The following is a 14,093-nucleotide window of genomic DNA, read 5'->3' as shown; positions in this document are numbered from 1 at the left end:
CTAGACCATGAAAAAGATCGCCGCCATTGCCCTGCTGAGTGCCATCGTCCCTGTGCCTGTTTACGCTGTCGACGACAACGCCTATGTGTCTATCAAAGCAGACGATGAAGCGCTGAACACGCCAGCGTACGAAACCAGACGACTTATTGTCGAGAGGCTTGAAAAGCTCAGCAAGTTCAGCCTGGTGGAAGTGAGCGACAATTTCTCGCTATACGGCAAGCTATCTTTCCCCCGCATCAAGAGCAGTGACGCCGATAACGTAATACAGCGCGATGCCCCCACTTATGGACTACACGCCCAATTCAACAGCCCGCTGCGGATAGGTATCCGTTTCGGGTGGGACCGCTATATCGCCGGGCAAAATGCCAACGGAAACCTCTACTCACTGACCGCCGCAGTGAAGTTTTGAGCCCGCCGCAAAAACTCCATGTCCAATTTGGCCTGGACTTCCATCTCAATGGCTTGCCACTCTTGCTCCAACTGCATTTGGATACATCATTTCGCCTTCAAGACTACGTAATCCCCCTTATTGCCCTGCCCTGACCGGGTGCCTACGATGCCTCACGCTACAAAAACCACTGTAGGCCGCAGGGAATCAACTGCTGTTTTCGATTAACTATCGCCAAGAGGATCAACCATGAAAAAGATCGTTGCCGTTGCATTGCTGTCTGCAGCCGCCTCCTTGCCCGCCTACGCGGCCGGCGGCGCATACGCCGGAATCAAGGTAGGCAGCACCCATGTGGGGTTCAATGCGTTGAGCAAGTCCTCCGACACCGCATTCGGCGCGCTGCTCGGATACCAGTACAACCCGAACTTCGCCGTCGAGGGCGAGTACACCGACCTCGGGCGCTTTACCACTGCCACTGCCGTCAATGGCAAATCCAATGTTTGGGGACTGAGCGCAGTAGGCGCACTGCCGCTGGAAAACAACTTCTCGGTGTATGGCAAGCTTGGCCTCGCCCGCTCCAATACCACCACCTCCGCCGCCACCGGCACAAAACGCACCGCCGCCACTTACGGCCTGGGGGGGCAGTACGACGCCACGCCGATGATCGGCCTCCGCCTCAGCTGGGAGCGCTATGGCGTTGGGATGACAGGCCAGAACGCCAGTGACGACCTCTACTCGCTGGCCGCCTTATTCAAGTTCTGATGCTTATCAAACACCACAAAAAGCCGGGGATTTCCCCGGCTTTTTATTTGTTATCAAGATCAAAAAATATCTGAGTGAAGTTACTCAAAATAGGCCGTTTGGCATATTGATTAATTACAAATAGCACGCGTAGGATGCACCCGAACTGCACAGTCACGCTACTTTGTAGTTTTCTGGATATATTTACAGCTAACAAGGAAATCAAAAAATGAAGAAAATCGCTGCCGCCCTACTGTTGTCCACGGCTGTTGCCGCGCCTGCTTTCGCAGCAGACTCCGCTTTCTATGCAGCCTTTGATATTGGCCAGTCCAACGCCAAGGACGCATGTAACGGTATTCCGGCAGGTGTATCTTGCAAAAAAACCGACACAGCTGTCCGTCTTGCAGGCGGCTACCAGTTCACTCCAATCTGGGGCGCTGAAATCAGTTACGCCGATCTTGGCAAAGCCCGAGCAAGTGGCTTGATTTTGGGCATCCCGGTAAGCGTCGATTCAAAGTCTAACAGCGTCCAATTGGCGGCAACTGGGACTTTCCCGATTAGCGGTGGATTTTCAATCCTTGGAAAACTGGGCATCGCCCGGACTGAGGTTAAGACGTCAGGTAGCGTCTTAGGTATTGTTGTTGCTTCAGCCAAAGCCACCAGCACCAAAGCTGCTTACGGCATCGGCGCCCAATACGACTTCACCAAGAATGTTTCCGTGCGTGCCCAATACGAGGACTTAGGCACAGTTGGCGATGCCAATACAACCGGCGCATCGAAGCTTACCCTTGTTTCCGCTGGCTTAGTCTTTAAGTTTTAAGCCCCCGCCAACAAAGCGCCGGGGGGTTCCCCGGCTCTTTGTTGTTGCTGCTGCCGCTCGACCTACAAACCCAATTCTGCCCACATCGCATCCACCTTCGCCTTCACCGCCGCATCCATCGCGATGGGCGTACCCCATTCGCGCTGCGTTTCGCCCGGCCATTTGTTGGTGGCATCCAGGCCCATCTTGCCGCCCAATCCTGACACCGGGCTGGCGAAATCGAGGTAGTCGATCGGCGTGTTCTCCACCAGCAACGTGTCGCGCACCGGATCCATGCGTGTGGTGATCGCCCAGATCACATCTTTCCAGTCGCGCACGTCGATGTCGTCGTCCACCACCACGATGAACTTGGTGTACATGAACTGGCGCAAAAAGCTCCAGATGCCGAACATCACGCGCTTCGCGTGCCCGGCGTATTGCTTTTTGATGCTCACCACCGCCATGCGGTAGCTGCACCCCTCCGGCGGCAGGTAGAAATCAGCGATCTCGGGGAATTGCTTCTGCAGCAGGGGCACGAACACCTCATTCAGCGCCACGCCCAACATCGCCGGTTCGTCGGGTGGCTTGCCGGTGTAGGTGGAGTGGTAGATGGCATCGCGCCGCATGGTGATGCGCTCGATGGTGAACACCGGAAACTTGTCCTGCTCGTTATAGTAGCCGGTGTGGTCGCCGTACGGTCCTTCCAGCGCGGTCTCGTCCGGATGGATCACGCCTTCCAGTACGATCTCGGCGGAAGCGGGCACTTGCAGGTCGCTGCCGATGCACTTCACCAGCTCGGTCTTCGAGCCGCGCAGCAATCCGGCGAACTGGTATTCGGACAACGAATCGGGCACTGGCGTCACCGCGCCGAGGATGGTCGCCGGATCGGCGCCGATCACCACCGCGACCGGGAATGGCTGCCCCGGGTTCTTCTGGCAGTGATCGCGAAAGTCCAGCGCGCCGCCGCGATGCGCCAGCCAGCGCATGATGACCTTGTTCGTGCCAAGCACCTGTTGGCGATAGATACCCAAGTTCTGGCGCGACTTGTTCGGCCCGCGCGTGACCACCAGACCCCACGTGATGAGCGGCGCGACATCGCCCGGCCAGCAGTGCTGGACGGGCAGTTTCGACAGATCGACATCCTTGCCTTCCCACACCACTTCCTGACATGGCGCGGAAGAAACCACCTTGGGTGACATGGTGAGCACCTGCTTCAGCATGGGCCATTTCTCCCAGGCGTCCTTCAGGCCCTTGGGCGGCTCGGGTTCCTTCAGGTAGGCGAGCAGCTTGCCGACTTCGCGCAGCGCCTGAATATTTTCCTCGCCCATACCCAGCGCCACACGGCGCGGCGTACCGAACAGATTGGCGAGAACGGGCATGTTGTGCCCGGCCACGTTCTCGAACAGCACCGCCGGACCTTGCGCGCGCAGCACGCGATCGCAGATCTCTGTCATTTCCAGGTGCGTGGAGACGGGCGCGGAAACCCGTTTGAGTTCGCCCATCTTTTCCAGTTGTGCGATGAAATCGCGCAGGTCGTGGTATTTCATAACAGCTCCTTAGCCTGTAGCTCGTAGCCTGTAGCTGGTAGCCAACCCTGGTTTTGCTACCTGCTACGGGCTACCGGCTACAAGCTCAATAAAACTTCTCTTCGCCCTCGGGCCGAGTCTTGAATCGCTTGTGCAGCCAGAAATATTGTTCCGGCATTTCGCGCACGCGGTCTTCGATGAAGGCGTTCATGCGCCGCGTGTCGACGACTGCGTCACCGGTCGGATAGTTCTCCCAGGCCGGGTAGAACCGCACCTCGTAACCCTGGCCGCCGGGCAGCAGCTTGCTGATGCAGGGCACGACCTGCGCGCCCGTCATCTCGGCCAGCCGCGGCACGGTGGTCAGCGTCGCGGCTGGCACGCCGAAGAAAGGCACGAACACGCCATCCTTGATCGCCAGATCCTGGTCCGGCAGGTAATAGAACGGCCGTTGCTCGCGCATCGCCTTGATGACCGGGCGCAACCCCTGCTGGCGCGCATAAAGTTTCTGGTTGCCGAAACGCGAACGGCCGTGCAGCAGCATGGAGTGGAACAGCGGGTTCTTCTGGTTGGAATAGACACTGACCAGGTCGACATTCTGGATCAGCCAGGAACCGCCGACATCCAGCGCAACGAAGTGTGGCGCCAGCAGGATCACCGGCCCTAGCTCCTGCGCCCTGGTGTAGTGTTCCAGCCCCTCCACACGGATATAACTTTGAATGCGCTCGGACGAAGCCCACCACAAGAGGCTGCGCTCGATGAAGCTGCGCGCGAACGACTGAAAGGTACGCTTCACCAGCACGCGGCGCTCGGCCTCCGGCAACTCGGGGAAGCACAGGCGCAGATTGGTGTCGGCGACGGAACGCCGCTCGCCCGCCACGGCGTAAAGCAACAGGCCGAGCGCGTTGCCGATCCTGGCGAGGACGGAAAGTGGCAGGAAATGCAGCAGCCACAGGATGAAGATACCCAGCCGGGTCATCATGGCAGTACCTCCGGCAAGGCCACGCCGCGCGGGACCTTGTAGCGGTTATAACTCCACAGGTATTGCGCCGGGCAGGCGCGTATGGCCTGCTCCAATGCGGCATTGATCTGTTGCGGCACCGGCCGCGCGAAATCCAGCGTCAGCGGTTCGACGTGAATGACGTAGCCCTGCCCCTGCGGCAGCCGCTCGGAATAGGCGATCAGCACCGTCGCGCCACTGCTCTGCGCCAGGCGGCCCACCAGCGTCATGGTGTAGGCAGGCTTGCCGAAGAATTCCGCCCACTCGCCCTCGCCGCGGCTCGGCACCTGGTCCGGCAACAGGCCGATGGCCTCTCCGCGCTTGAGTGCCTTGTACAGCAGGCGCACGCCGCTGACATCGGCCTTGGCCAGTTTCGCCTGGCCGCGTTCGCGCCCGGCACGCATCACTCCTTCCAGGAAACCCAGCTTCGGTGGACGATACAGCACGGTGATCGGCATGCGCTGCGCCGCATACAGTGCGGAGATTTCGAAACAGCCCAGATGCGGAGTGAGGAAGATGATGCCCTGGCCGCTCGCTTGTGCCGTCTCGATGTGCTCGATGCCGACGCATTCCTTCACCTTGTCGAGTACCTCGCCATAAGGCCGCCCCCAGATCCAGGGCAACTCGGCGATGCTCCTGCCCGTCTCGGCGATGACCGCAGGCAAGATATCCGACGATATGCCGGCCTGGCGCAGATTTTCGCGGGTACGCGCGGCATATCGAGCGGAAGCCGCATAGGTCAGCCGGCCAAGCAACGCGCCCAGCCTATGCAGCACGCCCAGCGGCAACAGTGAAAAGAAGCGAAAAAAGGATTTGAACAGGAAAGCGGACATATAGTTGGGTTTGCTATAATGCGCGCCCTATTAAATTAACGTAGTGATCGAACGGAGAGCCATGAGCGAGTACTTCTTTACATCCGAATCCGTGTCCGAGGGCCATCCGGACAAGGTAGCCGACCAGATTTCCGATGCAATTCTGGACGCGATTCTAGCGCAAGACCCCTATGCGCGGGTAGCTGCCGAGACGTTGTGCAACACCGGCCTCGTGGTATTGGCCGGCGAGATCACTACTTCCGCCAATGTCGACTACATCCACGTCGCGCGCGACACCATCAAGCGCATCGGCTACGACAACACCGAATACGGCATCGACTACAAGGGCTGCGCAGTGCTGGTGGCCTATGACAAGCAGAGCCCGGACATCGCCCAGGGCGTGGACCGCGCTTCCGACGACTTCCTGAACCAGGGCGCGGGCGACCAGGGCCTGATGTTCGGCTACGCCTGCCGCGAGACCGACACGCTGATGCCGCTGCCCATCTACCTGTCGCACCGCATCGTCGAGCGCCAGGCGCAACTGCGCCACGACGGCCGCCTGCCCTGGCTGCGTCCGGACGCGAAGTCGCAAGTCACCGTCAAGTACGTCGATGGCAAGCCGTACGCCATCGACACCGTGGTGCTCTCCACCCAGCACGCCCCGGAAATGACACTGGAGCAGATCCGCGAAGCCGCGATCGAAGAGATCATCAAGCCGGTGCTGCCGAAGGAACTGATCAAGGGCGACATCAAGTATCTGGTGAACCCGACCGGACGTTTCGTCATCGGCGGCCCGCAGGGCGACTGCGGCCTGACCGGGCGCAAGATCATCGTCGACACCTACGGTGGCGCAGCCCCGCACGGCGGCGGCGCGTTCTCCGGCAAGGATCCGTCCAAGGTCGACCGCTCGGCTGCCTACGCCGGCCGCTATGTGGCGAAAAACATCGTTGCCGCCGGCCTGGCAGACAAGTGCCTGGTGCAAGTCTCCTACGCCATCGGCGTGGCACAACCGACCAGCATCATGGTCACCACCTACGGCACCGGCAAGATCTCCGACGAGAAGATCACCGAACTGGTGAAGAAGCACTTCGACCTGCGCCCGAAGGGCATCGTGCAGATGCTCGACCTGCTGCGTCCAATCTACCAGAACACCGCAGCTTACGGCCACTTTGGCCGCGAAGAGCCGGGGTTCACTTGGGAGAATACAGACAAGGCGGCAGCCCTGCGGGCTGACGCTGGCCTGTAAGGCCACGCCAACGGCGCTTGTCTTTATTCGGGCGAAGGCTAGCCTGTGCTTGCACAGGTTAAGCCGCGTAGCGGCGGCCGTAGCCAAAACACCGACAAAGCACCAAATGAAAACAGCCGCCTCGTGCGGCTGTTTTTTTTCAGTATAGAATCCGCCCAAGCCAACCACACCAGCTTTCCCGATGCTGAAACGTATCGCCGTCAAACAGTTGCGCCTGGGCATGCACATACATGAATTCTGCGGCTCGTGGATGGATCACCCGTTCTGGCGGAGCGCTTTCCTGCTGGACAGCGACAAAGACCTGCAGACCATCCAGACCACCGGCATCAAGGAGGTGTGGATCGACACGTCCAAAGGGCTGGACGTCGAAGGCGGCCAAACCAAAGAAACGGTCGCGGCCGAAGTCGAAGCCGCCCTCGTCCAAGTGGCCACACCCGGCAAGCCGCCCCTGCGCATCGACGTCGCACAGGAGGCCGCCCGCGCCGTCAGGATATGTGCCAAATCCAAGGAGGCCGTCACCTCGATGTTCCATGAAGCACGTATGGGCAAGGCACTGAACGCCGACAATGCGCTGCCCATCGTCGAGGAGATCACCACTTCGGTCGCGCGCAACCCCGGCGCGCTGATCGGCCTGGCGCGCCTGAAGAACAAGGACGATTACACCTACATGCATTCGGTGGCCGTATGCGCACTGATGGTCTCGCTGGCCCGGCAACTGGAACTGGATGACGAACATGTCCGCCAGGCGGGCTTGGCCGGCCTGTTGCACGACATCGGCAAGATGATGATTCCGCCGGAGATCCTCAACAAGCCGGGCAAGCTGACTGACGCCGAGTTCGAGACCGTGAAGAGCCACCCCGCCGAGGGCCACAAGCTGCTGCTGGAGGGCAGCGGGATCAGCGACATCGCGCTGGACGTCTGCCTGCACCACCACGAAAAGGTCGACGGCAGCGGGTATCCCGAGCGCCTCAGCGAAGAACAGATCAGCCTTTACGCCAAAATGGGGGCAGTGTGCGATGTGTATGACGCGATCACGTCCAACCGCCCCTACAAGAACGGCTGGGAGCCTGCGGAGTCGATCCGCAAGATGGCTGAATGGAGCAAGGGGCATTTCGACCAGCGCATCTTCGAAGCCTTCGTCCGCAGTATCGGCATCTATCCGGTCGGCTCGCTGATCAAACTCAAATCCGAGCGCCTGGGCGTAGTCATCGAGCAGACCGAGAAATCCCTGCTCACCCCCAAGGTGAAGGTGTTCTTCTCCATCAAGTCCGATGCGCGAATCACGCCGGAAATCCTGGACCTGTCGAAACCCGCCTGTGCGGACAAGATCGTTTCCCACGAAGATCCCGCCAAGTGGGCCATCCACGACATGCACACCCTGTGGAGCGGGGTGGCTGGCGCGCCCTGGTAGCCGCCTCTGCAACAAATCGCTTTTACGTTTATAATCCGCGCCCTCCGAGGGGTGCTGCAGCGGGTTTGATCACCATTCCCCCGTCAGGCTCGGAGCCTCAAACGTTTCAACGGCACCCATTCATTAACTTTCATGAATGGAGTCTGTTATGAACGCAGCTTTCACCGATTACAAGATCGCCGATATCTCCCTCGCCTCCTGGGGCCGCAAGGAGATCGCCATCGCCGAGACCGAGATGCCCGGCCTGATGGCCATCCGCGAAGAATTCGCCAAGACCCAGCCGCTGAAGGGCGCACGCATCACCGGTTCGCTGCACATGACCATCCAGACCGCCGTGCTGATCGAGACGCTGAAGGCGCTCGGCGCGGAAGTACGCTGGGCCTCGTGCAACATCTTTTCGACGCAGGACCACGCTGCCGCTGCTATCGCCGCGGGCGGCACACCGGTGTTCGCCGTCAAGGGCGAGACGCTGACCGAATACTGGGACTACACCCACCGCATCTTCGAATGGGCGGACGGTGGCCTGTCCAACATGATCCTGGATGACGGCGGCGACGCAACGCTGTTGCTGCATCTGGGCGCGCGCGCCGAAAGCGATGCATCGCTGATTTCCAAGCCAACTTCGGAAGAAGAGACCTGCCTGTTCGCATCGATCAAGGCCAAGCTGGCAACTGACAAGACCTGGTACTCCACCCGTCTCGCCGCAATCAAGGGCGTGACCGAAGAGACCACCACCGGCGTGCACCGCCTTTACCAGATGCATGCACGCGGCGAACTGAAGTTCCCTGGCATCAACGTCAACGATTCCGTGACCAAGTCCAAGTTCGACAACCTGTATGGCTGCCGCGAATCGCTGGTGGACGGCATCAAGCGCGCGACCGACGTGATGGTCGCGGGCAAGATCGCGGTGATCTGCGGCTACGGCGATGTGGGCAAGGGTTCCGCGCAAGCCATGCGCGCACTGTCCGCACAAGTCTGGGTCACCGAGATCGACCCGATCTGCGCACTGCAGGCCGCGATGGAAGGCTACCGCGTCGTAACCATGGAGTACGCTGCCGACAAGGCCGACATCTTCGTCACCACCACCGGCAACTTCCACGTCATCACCCATGACCACATGGCGAAGATGAAGAACAACGCCATCGTGTGCAACATCGGCCACTTCGACAACGAGATCGACGTCGCTTCGCTGGAAAAATACCAGTGGGAAGAGATCAAGCCGCAAGTCGACCACGTCATTTTCCCGGACGGCAAGCGCATTATCCTGCTGGCCAAGGGCCGCCTGGTGAACCTGGGTTGCGGTACCGGCCATCCGTCCTACGTGATGTCGTCCTCCTTCGCCAACCAGACCATCGCTCAGATCGAACTGTGGACTGAAGCGGTGAAGGGCAGCAACAAGTACCCGGTGGGCGTGTACACGCTTCCGAAGCATCTGGACGAGAAGGTCGCGCGCCTGCAACTGAAGACGCTGAACGCACAGCTGACTGAACTGACCGACCAGCAGGCTGCCTACATCAGCGTGCCGAAGGAAGGCCCGTACAAGGCGGATCACTACCGCTACTAAGAGCATGTCCGCCGCCCGCAACGAGTTCGCCGAATACGTCGTGGAACTCATGGCGGGCTGGGCCGCAGTGTCGGCGCGCAGGATGTTCGGCGGTTTCGGCCTGTACCGGGAAGGGTTGATGTTCGCCCTGATCGCGGAGGACCAGTTGTACTTCAAGACCGATGCGCACAACGTGGCGCAGTTCGAACGGGCGGGCAGCCGCCCGTTCGTCTACGAGAGCAAAGTACGCACCGTGCAGATGTCCTACTGGTCGGCGCCCGAGGCTTGCCTCGAGTCGCCCGCGGAGATGCGCGAGTGGTGCCAGTCGGCTTATGCCGCGGCACTGCGAGCGCACGCCGCGAAACCCGTTAAACGCACCGGAAGGAAGGCAACATGAGACTACTGCTGATCTGGGTATTGAACGCGCTGGCCCTGCTGGCCGTGGCGAACTTCGTGCCGGGCATCCATCTCGACAGTTTCGTCGATGCGATGATCGCCGCTTTCTTCCTTGGTCTGGTCAACACATTGATCCGCCCGCTGCTGTTGTTGCTGACCCTGCCGGTCACGCTGCTGACGCTGGGCCTGTTCATCTTCGTCATCAACGGACTGCTGTTCTGGTTCGTTGGTTCGGTGCTCAAGGGCTTCGTAGTGGACGGCTTCTGGTACGGCGTATTCGGCGCTGTTTTGTACAGCATCTTTTCGTGGGCGATGTCTGCCGCCGCCTCTCAACTTCTGAGGAAGTCATGAATAAACCACTTATCAGTTTTGAATTTTTCCCGCCGCAGACGCCGGAAGGCATGGCGAAACTCACCGCCACCCGCCAGCAACTGGCGCTGCTCAAGCCGGAATTCTTTTCCGTTACCTTCGGCGCAGGTGGCTCCACACAGGAGCGCACGCTGGAGACCGTGCTGCTGACCAAGAAGGAAGGGCACTGCGCCGCTCCTCACCTCTCCTGCGTCGGCTCCACGCGCGAAAACATCCGCGCCTTGCTGCACACCTACAAGGATGCGGGCATCAACCGCATCGTGGCGCTCAGGGGCGACCTGCCGTCCGGCATGGGCAGCATCGGCGAGTTCCAGTACGCGAACGAGCTGGTGTCCTTCATCCGCGCCGAGACCGGCGAGCACTTCCACATCGAAGTGGCCGCTTATCCCGAGTTCCACCCGCAGGCGAATTCCGCGCGCGATGACATGCTCAACTTCAAGCGCAAGGCCGCGGCAGGCGCCGACTCCGCCATCACACAGTATTTCTACAACACCGACGCCTATTTCCGCTTCGTCGAGGAGACGCGCAAACTCGGCGTCACCATCCCCATCGTGCCGGGCATCATGCCGATCATGAAATTCTCGCAGCTGGCGCGCTTCTCCGATGCCTGTGGCGCCGAGATCCCGCGCTGGATGCGCAAGACGCTGGAAGGATACGGCGACGACGTTGAGTCGGTACAGAACTTCGGCCTCGACGTGGTCACCCAGCTGTGCGAGAAACTCATCGCGGGCGGCGCGCCCGGGCTGCACTTCTACACGCTGAACCAGGCGAACGCCTCGATGGAAATTCTGAATCGTCTGGGTTACCGATGAGCAAGTTGCGCGCACCCGAACTGCTGCTGCCCGCCGGCACGCTGGAAAAGATGCGTACCGCTTACGCCTACGGGGCGGACGCGGTATACGCCGGTCAGCCGCGCTACAGCCTGCGTGCGCGCAACAATGAATTCAAGCTGGAAGAGCTGCGCATCGGCATCCAGGAAGCGCACGCATTGGGCAAGAAGCTGTTCGTCGCCAGCAACCTGATGCCGCACAACGCCAAGGTGAAGACCTACATGGCGGACATGCAGCCGGTCATCGAGATGCAGCCGGACGCGCTGATCATGGCCGATCCCGGCCTCATTGCCATGGTACGCGAGCGCTGGCCAGAGATGCAGGTGCATCTGTCGGTGCAAGCCAACACCGTCAACTATGCGGCAGTGAAGTTCTGGAAATCACTGGGGCTCACCCGCGTTATCCTGTCGCGCGAACTGTCGCTGGACGAGATCGAAGAGATCCGCCAGCAGTGCCCGGACATCGAACTCGAAGTGTTCATCCACGGCGCGCTATGCATCGCCTATTCCGGACGCTGCCTGCTCTCCGGCTACTTCAACCACCGCGACGCGAACCAGGGCACCTGCACCAACTCCTGCCGCTGGGACTACAAGGTGGACAACGCGGAAGAGACCGGCACGGGCGACATCCAGAAGATCGACTTCGATTTCGACAAGGCATTGAGCGAGAGCGCGCTGTCCGACTGCGGTTCGCAGCCGCGCCACCCGCTGGCCGATCGTGTGTATGTCATCTCGCGCCAGGACCACCCGGGTGAACTGATGCCGGTACTGGAAGACGAGCACGGCACCTACATCATGAACTCCAAGGACCTGCGCGCGGTAGAGCACGTCGAGCGACTGGTGAGGATCGGCGTGGATTCGCTGAAGGTGGAAGGCCGCACCAAGTCCATCTACTACGTGGCGCGCACCGCGCAGGTGTACCGCCAGGCCATCGACGACGCCGTCAAAGGCCGCCCCTTCGACCTGAAGCTGCTGGGGGCGCTGGATGCCTTGGCGAACCGCGGCTACACCGACGGCTTCTACGAGCGCCACCACACCCACGAACAGCAGAACTACATGCGCGGCCACTCCGAGAGCTTCCGCCAGCAGTACGTCGGCGACATCGTGGCTTGCGCGAACGGCATGGCCGAGATCGACGTGAAGAACCGGTTCTCGGTTGGTGACAAACTGGAGATCATCCACCCCTCAGGCAACTCCATCATCGAAGTGAAAGAGATGAAGAGCCTCGAAGGCGAAGCGCTCACCGTCGCGCCGGGCAGCGGGCACCGCGTGCAGATACCGTTGCAGGGAGAGTTGGCCAAGGGGATGGTGGCTAGGTTCTTGTAGGTATGCCAATTTCTTCTTTGTCGGTGTAGAGTCCGCAACGAAGTATGGCGCTATCCCGCACAGCCGCATGCCGTACACCACCTTTAAAGGAGAGGAACGATGAACTGGAAGAACACCACAATCCGTTACGGCTCGCTTACCATCAGTATCCACTGGCTGATGCTGCTGTTGTTCATCGCGGTATATGCCAGCATCAACCTCCGTGAGTTGTACCCCAAGGGGAGTGACCTCCGCGAGGCATTGAAGGCCTGGCACTTCATGCTCGGCATGCTGGTGTTCGTGCTGGTCTGGCTGCGGCTGGCCGCGCGCCTATCCGGCCCCACGCCAGGCATCCAGCCGGAACCGCCACATTGGCAACAACTGTCGGCCAACCTGTTGCATCTGGCGCTCTACCTGCTGATGATAGTCATGCCGTTGACCGGTTGGCTGCTGCTCAGCGCATCCGGGAAACCCATCCCGTTCTTCGGACTGGAACTCCCGGCGCTGGTCGGCGAAAACAAGGGACTCGCTGAACAGCTCAAAGAGATACATGAGACTGTCGGCACGGCGGGGTATTACCTCATCGGCCTGCATGCCGCAGCAGCCCTGTATCACCACTACATCGTGCGCGACAACACACTGACCCGAATGCTTCCTGAACGGAAATAGAGACTCATGATCTTCGCCAGCCTTTCGCAAGCCGACCGCTATGCCGCACTGCATCCGCTGTTTCCGCGCGCATTCGAATACATCCGCAACACAAACCTGATGTTGCTCGCGCCGGGGCGATATCCCGTCGTCGGGGACGATCTGTTCGCCATCGTGGAGCATGTTCCGGGACGCACACGCGAAGCGGCAAAGCTGGAATGCCACCGCAAGTACATCGATATCCAGCTGGTGCTGGAAGGCACGGATGAGATGGGCTGGATGCCGCTGGCGGATTGCCACGAGCCGGTGAGCGATTACAGTCCCGAGAAGGACATCCAATTTTTCCGCGATGCGCCCGCGTCGTGGGTCGCCACGCCACCCGGCGCGTTCTGCATCTTCTTCCCGGAGGATGCGCACGCGCCGCTGGTCGCCAGCGGCGACATTCGCAAGGTGATCTTCAAGATCGCGACTGCTCGCGGCTGAGTTCGCGCATCAGCGCGATGGCTTCCTGCGGCGTCAGCTCCTTCTCCTTCTTATCCCGGAACAACAGCCATAGCACCGCGCCGTTGAACAGAACGAACATCACTTCGATATAAAGTATCGGCGTGACGATGGCAAGCATCGGCCCGGCGGAAAAAATGAAGTAGAACCCCTGGAAGGTCGGCAGCACCGCATTGGTGAGAGCGTAGAAATATTCGAACGGCGGGAACAGCAGAATTACCGTGAGATTGGCCGCAACCATCAGCAGGATGGCATTCTGATAATTGAGACGATGCCGGGTAACAAGAATGTGCTTGGCGTCGCGCAACAGCAACCAGGCGATGCCGACATTCACCAGCACCACCACGATCTCGAGGAACAGCACGTCACGGTTGATGACTTCGTTACTTTCGCTGCCGAAAGCGAACTGAAAACCCGAGAAGATAAGTGCGCCGGGATCGGTGAACGGGAAGGAATCAAAGGGCGGGAAAAGCAAGATCAGCGCGAGATTGGCCAGCCCCACCCACAATGCGACCTTCTGTTTGCGGTTCATGATGCGCATCCCCAAGCAACATTCGTCCGATCATGCTACCGCCAATCCAT

General features: G+C 60.2%; 15 protein-coding genes, 1 pseudogene and 1 riboswitch. Of the genes and pseudogenes, 12 read left to right on the top strand and 4 right to left on the bottom strand.

Annotated elements, in window-relative coordinates; translation table 11 throughout:
• The first annotated feature begins 7 nt into the window (after positions 1–7).
• The 3 genes from FGKAn22_RS01095 to FGKAn22_RS01085 all read left to right on the top strand — a co-directional run bounded on the left by FGKAn22_RS01095 (position 8) and on the right by FGKAn22_RS01085 (position 1,949).
• Positions 8–409: a hypothetical protein gene (locus tag FGKAn22_RS01095; protein ID WP_212786159.1), complete on the top strand. Its 402-nt coding sequence runs from the start codon at positions 8–10 to the stop codon at positions 407–409.
• Positions 410–637: 228 nt separating this feature from the next.
• Positions 638–1,150 carry a porin family protein gene (locus tag FGKAn22_RS01090; RefSeq protein ID WP_212786158.1) on the top strand — a complete coding sequence of 171 codons (513 nt, stop codon included), beginning with the start codon at positions 638–640 and terminating at the stop codon, positions 1,148–1,150.
• Positions 1,151–1,358: 208 nt separating this feature from the next.
• Complete coding sequence (locus FGKAn22_RS01085) at positions 1,359–1,949, top strand: outer membrane beta-barrel protein (protein WP_212786157.1); 591 nt, start codon at positions 1,359–1,361, stop codon at positions 1,947–1,949.
• Between the two features lie 62 nt (positions 1,950–2,011).
• On the opposite strand, the gene ubiD is transcribed toward FGKAn22_RS01085, so the two are convergent.
• From ubiD to FGKAn22_RS01070, 3 genes and pseudogenes are all read right to left on the bottom strand, one after another.
• Positions 2,012–3,475 (bottom strand): 4-hydroxy-3-polyprenylbenzoate decarboxylase, encoded by a 1,464-nt coding sequence (ubiD, locus tag FGKAn22_RS01080; protein WP_212786156.1) that lies wholly within the window; start codon positions 3,473–3,475, stop codon positions 2,012–2,014.
• Between the two features lie 85 nt (positions 3,476–3,560).
• Positions 3,561–4,433 (bottom strand): lysophospholipid acyltransferase family protein, encoded by an 873-nt coding sequence (locus FGKAn22_RS01075; RefSeq protein WP_246487424.1) that lies wholly within the window; start codon positions 4,431–4,433, stop codon positions 3,561–3,563.
• Positions 4,430–5,293, bottom strand: a pseudogene (locus FGKAn22_RS01070) (lysophospholipid acyltransferase family protein); the annotation flags it as partial. The gene FGKAn22_RS01075 and the pseudogene FGKAn22_RS01070, both read right to left, overlap by 4 nt.
• A 52-nt stretch (positions 5,294–5,345) precedes the next feature.
• On the opposite strand from FGKAn22_RS01070, the gene metK reads away from it, so the two are divergent.
• From metK to FGKAn22_RS01025, 9 genes are all read left to right on the top strand, one after another.
• Positions 5,346–6,509, top strand: coding sequence for a methionine adenosyltransferase (metK, locus tag FGKAn22_RS01065; RefSeq protein ID WP_212786154.1), 1,164 nt, complete (start codon positions 5,346–5,348; stop codon positions 6,507–6,509).
• Positions 6,510–6,690: 181 nt separating this feature from the next.
• A complete protein-coding gene (locus FGKAn22_RS01060) occupies positions 6,691–7,920 on the top strand; it encodes an HD-GYP domain-containing protein (protein WP_212786153.1) in 1,230 nt (409 codons plus the stop codon).
• 40 nt (positions 7,921–7,960) lie between these two features.
• A riboswitch (S-adenosyl-L-homocysteine riboswitch) is annotated at positions 7,961–8,045 on the top strand.
• A gap of 23 nt (positions 8,046–8,068) precedes the next feature.
• On the top strand, positions 8,069–9,484 hold the full coding sequence (gene ahcY, locus FGKAn22_RS01055; protein WP_212786152.1) for an adenosylhomocysteinase: 1,416 nt from the start codon (positions 8,069–8,071) through the stop codon (positions 9,482–9,484).
• A 4-nt stretch (positions 9,485–9,488) separates the two neighbouring features.
• A complete protein-coding gene (locus FGKAn22_RS01050; protein ID WP_212786151.1) occupies positions 9,489–9,860 on the top strand; it encodes a TfoX/Sxy family protein in 372 nt (123 codons plus the stop codon).
• Positions 9,857–10,210, top strand: a complete 354-nt coding sequence (locus tag FGKAn22_RS01045; protein WP_212786150.1) for a phage holin family protein — start codon at positions 9,857–9,859, stop codon at positions 10,208–10,210. The genes FGKAn22_RS01050 and FGKAn22_RS01045 overlap by 4 nt, the downstream gene beginning before the upstream one ends.
• Positions 10,207–11,040, top strand: coding sequence for a methylenetetrahydrofolate reductase [NAD(P)H] (gene metF / locus FGKAn22_RS01040; RefSeq protein WP_212786149.1), 834 nt, complete (start codon positions 10,207–10,209; stop codon positions 11,038–11,040). Before FGKAn22_RS01045 ends, metF begins: the two co-directional genes overlap by 4 nt.
• On the top strand, positions 11,037–12,383 hold the full coding sequence (trhP, locus tag FGKAn22_RS01035; protein ID WP_343214992.1) for a prephenate-dependent tRNA uridine(34) hydroxylase TrhP: 1,347 nt from the start codon (positions 11,037–11,039) through the stop codon (positions 12,381–12,383). The genes metF and trhP overlap by 4 nt, the downstream gene beginning before the upstream one ends.
• 99 nt (positions 12,384–12,482) lie before the next feature.
• Positions 12,483–13,031: a cytochrome b gene (locus FGKAn22_RS01030; protein ID WP_212786148.1), complete on the top strand. Its 549-nt coding sequence runs from the start codon at positions 12,483–12,485 to the stop codon at positions 13,029–13,031.
• A gap of 6 nt (positions 13,032–13,037) precedes the next feature.
• Positions 13,038–13,493 (top strand): NanQ anomerase/TabA/YiaL family protein, encoded by a 456-nt coding sequence (locus FGKAn22_RS01025; protein ID WP_212786147.1) that lies wholly within the window; start codon positions 13,038–13,040, stop codon positions 13,491–13,493.
• Here FGKAn22_RS01025 and FGKAn22_RS01020 read toward each other — a convergent pair.
• Entirely contained in the window at positions 13,468–14,043 is a 576-nt protein-coding gene (locus FGKAn22_RS01020) for a hypothetical protein (protein WP_212786146.1), read from the bottom strand. The genes FGKAn22_RS01025 and FGKAn22_RS01020 overlap by 26 nt on opposite strands.
• Between the last annotated feature and the right edge of the window lie 50 nt (positions 14,044–14,093).

Origin of the sequence: Ferrigenium kumadai (assembly GCF_018324385.1) — a bacterium.
Taxonomy (GTDB): Bacteria; Pseudomonadota; Gammaproteobacteria; order Burkholderiales; family Gallionellaceae; genus Gallionella; species Gallionella kumadai.
Note: the sequence above shows the minus strand (reverse complement) of the source record. Positions and strands in the feature narration are given on the sequence as shown.

What these genes read in the sequence shown, in the direction of transcription:
- FGKAn22_RS01095 (WP_212786159.1), top strand. Translation starts at nt 8, where the DNA reads ATGAAAAAGATCGCCGCCATTGCCCTGCTGAGTGCCATCGTCCCTGTG.
- FGKAn22_RS01090 (WP_212786158.1), top strand. Translation starts at nt 638, where the DNA reads ATGAAAAAGATCGTTGCCGTTGCATTGCTGTCTGCAGCCGCCTCCTTG.
- FGKAn22_RS01085 (WP_212786157.1), top strand. Translation starts at nt 1,359, where the DNA reads ATGAAGAAAATCGCTGCCGCCCTACTGTTGTCCACGGCTGTTGCCGCG.
- ubiD (WP_212786156.1), bottom strand. Translation starts at nt 3,475, where the DNA reads ATGAAATACCACGACCTGCGCGATTTCATCGCACAACTGGAAAAGATG.
- FGKAn22_RS01075 (WP_246487424.1), bottom strand. Translation starts at nt 4,433, where the DNA reads ATGATGACCCGGCTGGGTATCTTCATCCTGTGGCTGCTGCATTTCCTG.
- metK (WP_212786154.1), top strand. Translation starts at nt 5,346, where the DNA reads ATGAGCGAGTACTTCTTTACATCCGAATCCGTGTCCGAGGGCCATCCG.
- FGKAn22_RS01060 (WP_212786153.1), top strand. Translation starts at nt 6,691, where the DNA reads ATGCTGAAACGTATCGCCGTCAAACAGTTGCGCCTGGGCATGCACATA.
- ahcY (WP_212786152.1), top strand. Translation starts at nt 8,069, where the DNA reads ATGAACGCAGCTTTCACCGATTACAAGATCGCCGATATCTCCCTCGCC.
- FGKAn22_RS01050 (WP_212786151.1), top strand. Translation starts at nt 9,489, where the DNA reads ATGTCCGCCGCCCGCAACGAGTTCGCCGAATACGTCGTGGAACTCATG.
- FGKAn22_RS01045 (WP_212786150.1), top strand. Translation starts at nt 9,857, where the DNA reads ATGAGACTACTGCTGATCTGGGTATTGAACGCGCTGGCCCTGCTGGCC.
- metF (WP_212786149.1), top strand. Translation starts at nt 10,207, where the DNA reads ATGAATAAACCACTTATCAGTTTTGAATTTTTCCCGCCGCAGACGCCG.
- trhP (WP_343214992.1), top strand. Translation starts at nt 11,037, where the DNA reads ATGAGCAAGTTGCGCGCACCCGAACTGCTGCTGCCCGCCGGCACGCTG.
- FGKAn22_RS01030 (WP_212786148.1), top strand. Translation starts at nt 12,483, where the DNA reads ATGAACTGGAAGAACACCACAATCCGTTACGGCTCGCTTACCATCAGT.
- FGKAn22_RS01025 (WP_212786147.1), top strand. Translation starts at nt 13,038, where the DNA reads ATGATCTTCGCCAGCCTTTCGCAAGCCGACCGCTATGCCGCACTGCAT.
- FGKAn22_RS01020 (WP_212786146.1), bottom strand. Translation starts at nt 14,043, where the DNA reads ATGAACCGCAAACAGAAGGTCGCATTGTGGGTGGGGCTGGCCAATCTC.